This is a genomic window from Pelatocladus sp., from assembly GCF_059505505.1.
On the sequence record NZ_JCACKS010000146.1, the window covers coordinates 1 to 4,904 of the forward strand.

Sequence of the window (4,904 nt, forward strand, 5' to 3'; positions counted from 1 at the left end):
AACTCAAAAATAAAGGCGACGCTGTCATCACAATTTAAATGCATAACAGCTTAATGAGTCTGTCTGATTTGAAGTTGTACGATTTCCCAAAAACAAACTTTGATTGGTTGATTGATTGAGAGCCGTTTGTAAGGGACTAACTATAGCAGTATTTTGGTTATAGTTGACAGAATTAGTTAGTAACATCCTCATATTAGTAGAGATTTGCATTGTATCTGTTTGAATAGACGACGCCATTGGCTGACTATTATTCTGAGAATCTTTGAATTGTAATAAATTTTCTGTTTGTGACACAAATGGATTTTCTAGCTTTAGCGTAGATGCTGAATTTACAAGCTTCAAGCCAGAGTTTGAATTAGCATCTGTGGCTGTTGTTTTTTGTTTGCTTAAGCTTTCTAAAATAGTATTGCTATTGTCTACCTTGGTGTTTTGCTTCACATTAATTGCTGTGGAAGGTAGAGTTCCATGAGCAAATTCATAAAATAGAACTGGTAAGTTATCAATATCAGCAGCAATGGCTTTATCTTCTTCCGAAAGAGAAGAAGATAAAGGCTTTTTTGCTTCAGGTTGCTTAACTTGCTTAAAATTAAACAAATCTGGCTGTTTCCAGTATTCTTTAACTGCCAATCCTACCACGGCTAAAAAAATTGCTGTTCCCCAAAAACTAGGTCGAGCCAAATTCCATAAACTGACTTTAAGATAGCGTAAGTAGGTGGGAGGGTTGCGACGACCTGACATGGTAAATCTGATGAAATTAAGGGAGAAAGATTAGGAATCTCATCCTAGCCCCTCAATAGTTATTTAGTCATTATTGATAAACAACTCTGAGTATAAAATTTACAATTAACTGCATCAAAACGGTTTTTTCCCTTTCTCCCTCCTTCTGTCAGTTTCGATATCATCTCGAAATTAAATCTGCTCTAACTTAGTGCTTGTGGCTGGGCAAAAGTTGGACTCTACTTCAACAGGAGCAAAAAGCATGAAAGCAGAAGACATTATGACCAAAGAAGTTGCTAGCATCCGCAGTTCAGCAACAGTCGCCGAAGCAGTAGGTGTGATGAAGGAAAAACGATTGCGGGCTTTGATTGTGGAACGCAATCATGAGAATGATGCTTACGGTATTGTTACGGAGACAGACATTATCTATAAAGTAACAGCCTATGCCAAAGATCCTAAACAAGTACGTATCTACGAAATTATGAGCAAGCCCTGCATTATCGTTAATCCCGAATTGGCTGTAGAATATGTAGCGCGGTTATTTGCCAACACAGGTATCCGCAGAGCGCCCGTAATTCAAGGTAAGCTGTTAGGAATAATTTCTGTCACCGATATTCTCACCAAAAGTGATTTTGTAGAAAAGCCACAATCAGTTTTACTAGAAGACAAAATTCAACAAGCGATCGCAGATGCTCGCGCAATTTGCTCTCTCTACGGTACATTATCTTCAGAATGTGCCGCAGCCTGGGTGACAGTAGAAGAAATCCAAGCAGAAGCAGCCCATCAAAAAGCTGGACATATAGCATTTACCAAAACATCATTTGAGCAATACTGTGCAGCCAACCCAGATGCACCAGAATGCCGGATTTATTATGAAGATTGACTAGTTAGTCATTAGTCATTAGTTTTTTTCTTTGTCCTCCTTGTCCTCCTTGTCCCCCAATCCCCGAACGCGAGTGCGTCTCCTCTGGAGAATCCCCAATCCCCAATCCCCAATCTCATCGCCGTGCTGTACGTACTAGTAAAAATAAACCTAGTCCTAACCCCAAAAAATTGGGTAGCCAAGCTGCGACAAAGGGAGAAAGAAAACCTGTGTCTCCTAATGTACGGGCGACTTGTAATGTTGTGTAGTAAGTAAAGATAACTGCTAAACTAACCCCAAAACTGGCTGCTCGACCTGTACGTTGGGGTATTGTTCCCACAGTAGCACCGACTAGACCACAGACAACACAGGCAAAGGGAAAGGCAATTTTTTGTTGAATTCGGACTCGCAGTTGACGAACTTTTTGCTCATTACCACTAATTTTTTCTATTTCTAGTTGTTCTACTGATTGAGCAATATTCATCTCTTCAAAGTCACGGCTTCTGTTTGCGACATCTAATGGTGTGCGGGGAAGTTGTAATTGTTGATGTTTAAATCGGGCGATGTTGCGATAAGAGCGATCGGGTGCAACTAAATAGATCGTACCGTTATAAAAATCCCAAACGCTTTGTGAACCATTCCATTCGCCTGATTCTGCTACAACAATTTGATTGAGACCTTCTTGAGAACGATCTATGAGTGTCAAGCCTTTCATGCGCTTGCCATCAAACTTGTCAGCATAAAACAGACGTGTCAGTATTCTTTCTTTAGTGCCATCTGCTTGTTTCACATTTTGATATTCGGGATAGAAAATATTTTCTTGCTTAAATGTTGGCTTATCAGATTTGAGAGCGCGATCTAAAGTAACAGTAGCTTCGTAGTTAGCTGCTGGTGCAATTTGTTCACTGACAACAAATGTAATTCCTGCGACTAAGAAACTCATCACTACGGCAGTTAGCACCATGCGATACACACTTACACCACAACTACGTAGGGCGATTAGTTCACTTTCCCCCGACATCCGACTGTAGGTCATCAAAGTTGCTAGCAGTGTTGACATCGGAAAAACATAAACAATTACACGTGGCAACTTTAACAAAAAAACCTTTAAGCCTATTTCTAGTGGTAATCCTGCTTGAACTACTTTTCGCAGCAATTCATATAAGCTATCCGCCGTGAACACAAGGGAAGCAAAAATCCCAAAACTAAATAAAAATGGTGGTATTAATTCGCTAGCAAGGTAGCGATCCATTATGGAAATGGACAGCAGGGAATTGAGTTTGTGGAAAGATTTAGATTTAGCCATGAGTCAAGAGTCAAGAGTCAAGAGTCAAGAGTCAAGAGTCAAGAGTCAAGAGTCAATTACTTTTGACTCTTGACTCTTGACCATTGACTAAACCTGAAAATTATCACCTAAGTAATATTGGCGCACCAAGGAATTATTGTAGAGTTCGTCGGCGTTGCCAGAAGCAAGAATTTGACCTTCGCGCATGATGTAAGCACGATCTGTAATGGCCAGGGTTTCCCGAACGTTGTGATCTGTAATCAAGATTCCCATATCGCGCTCCCGCAGTTGTGCAATGAGATATTGAATTTCTGAAACTGCTATGGGGTCAACTCCTGCAAAAGGTTCATCTAAAAGTAAAAATTTTGGTCCATCTGTACCAGCTGCTAATGCTCTTGCTAATTCCGTCCGCCGTCGTTCACCTCCAGAAAGTTGAATTCCTTTGCTGTTAACTACTTTTTCCAAACGAAACTCTTGTAATAATGTTTCTAGTCGCCGTTGCCATTGCCAGCGAGGTACATTTGTTTGCTCCAGAACCAACAGTATGTTATCTCGTACTGACAATTGGCGAAAAATACTAGCTTCCTGGGCTAGATAACCAATACCCAATCGCGCCCTTTTGTGCATAGGTAATGCAGTAATGTCCTGATGATCCAACCATACAGTTCCTCGGTCTGGTTTTTCTAAACCTGTGGCCATGTAGAATGTCGTAGTTTTACCAGCACCATTTGGCCCTAGTAACCCAACCACTTCGCCTTGGGCAACAGAAACGTTGACGCGATTGACAATAACTCGCTTGCCATAAGATTTGCGAATATTTTCTAGGACAATTTTCACGCTCTGTGTGCTTTGTTGCTTGTTAATAAATTGATGAGTAGTGTTTGTTAAAAACTAACTACATAAATTAACTGTATGGGCGCATGATTTTACGCCCTTACGAACCACTAAATTCTAATTTATTTAGAACGCTGAAGAGGAGGTGTGTTGGGAGCGGGTGTGGTTGCTTGATTTTCTTGAGTATCGTTGACTATGTAGATAGATTCTACTTGACGACCTGTTTTTGGTTGGGCAACAAATCGCCCCTCATCAATCAGGTATGTTACTGTCTCACCCCGAATACTATTGCCACCCTGTTGCAAAATGTAAACATTACCACTTAGAACGATGCGACGTTCTTTGCTGAAATACTGGGCTTGGGCTGCTGTAGCCTGAATTCCTCTGGCTTCATACACCATTTGTACGTTACCGCGAGCAGTTGCTACTTGTGTTTTGGCGTCGTATTCTTGTACATCAGACTGGATAGTCAGGGGACGATTTTCTGCTGGTGTCTGGGCTGTAGCAATTTGTAGTTGACTAGGAAATGCGATCGCACTAAAAAGTGCAGCTGGCAGCATTAAGGCTAATCCAAAGCGACGCATTGGCAATGGAAGTAATTGATACCAAGAGATCATAGCAATTTAGAATGTAAGATTTCAGCTTGTATTCCAATTATCTCTACTACTAGAGTATGTCAGGATCATTACTAGCTGTAATATATTGACGTTCGCCACAAACTCAAGGTTTCGCCACTTTAGCCGACTACTAATCTTCAGTCCCTAGTACTATCTTCGGTAAAGGTAATGCTTGCTCATCGCCCAATATCATTGTGGCTAGTTTCTCTGGTTCTGTATGTTGTAATGTTCTCAATAACGCAGCGCTATGTTCTAATAACTCATCTACATCTATGCCACCGTAAACTGATGAATAACGTCGCAAGCGGTTGCTACCTTCTCCTAACAAAATCGCCGCACCCCGCCAATTACTGTTACCCAGATGGTATAACGCTACTGCTATTTGTAAAATTCCCTGATAAAAAGTTTTTTCTGGCTCTGTTGCTTCCATCCACAAAGCCTCTAAAGTATCATGACAAGCATAGAATTCCCCAGCATTAAATTGTTCTACGCCTTGCCAAAATTGCTGGGGTTGGTCATTAGTCATCGTCTAACTGGATTTTGGATTTTGGATTTTGGATTTTGGATTTTGGATTTTGGATTTTGGATT

The 4,904-nt window shown here is 40.8% G+C and carries 6 protein-coding genes; 1 reads left to right on the forward strand and 5 read right to left on the reverse strand.

Features of this window, described 5'->3' with window-relative positions:
- Positions 1-27 precede the first annotated feature (27 nt).
- Positions 28-738 (reverse strand): hypothetical protein, encoded by a 711-nt coding sequence (locus tag AC5JMK_RS12560; RefSeq protein ID WP_495910226.1) that lies wholly within the window; start codon positions 736-738, stop codon positions 28-30.
- A 241-nt stretch (positions 739-979) separates the two neighbouring features.
- Here AC5JMK_RS12560 and AC5JMK_RS12565 point away from each other — a divergent pair, with 241 nt between their 5' ends.
- Positions 980-1,600, forward strand: a complete 621-nt coding sequence (locus AC5JMK_RS12565) for a CP12 domain-containing protein (protein ID WP_096678005.1) — start codon at positions 980-982, stop codon at positions 1,598-1,600.
- A 115-nt stretch (positions 1,601-1,715) separates the two neighbouring features.
- Here the strand turns inward: AC5JMK_RS12565 and AC5JMK_RS12570 are convergent, their stop codons facing one another.
- From AC5JMK_RS12570 to AC5JMK_RS12585, 4 genes are all read right to left on the reverse strand, one after another.
- Positions 1,716-2,831: an LptF/LptG family permease gene (locus AC5JMK_RS12570; RefSeq protein WP_096678006.1), complete on the reverse strand. Its 1,116-nt coding sequence runs from the start codon at positions 2,829-2,831 to the stop codon at positions 1,716-1,718.
- 141 nt (positions 2,832-2,972) lie between these two features.
- On the reverse strand, positions 2,973-3,701 hold the full coding sequence (gene lptB, locus AC5JMK_RS12575) for an LPS export ABC transporter ATP-binding protein (protein WP_096678007.1): 729 nt from the start codon (positions 3,699-3,701) through the stop codon (positions 2,973-2,975).
- Between the two features lie 119 nt (positions 3,702-3,820).
- Complete coding sequence (locus AC5JMK_RS12580) at positions 3,821-4,315, reverse strand: LptA/OstA family protein (RefSeq protein WP_096678008.1); 495 nt, start codon at positions 4,313-4,315, stop codon at positions 3,821-3,823.
- 130 nt (positions 4,316-4,445) lie between these two features.
- A complete protein-coding gene (locus AC5JMK_RS12585; RefSeq protein ID WP_495910227.1) occupies positions 4,446-4,841 on the reverse strand; it encodes a DUF309 domain-containing protein in 396 nt (131 codons plus the stop codon).
- Positions 4,842-4,904: the final 63 nt, after the last annotated feature.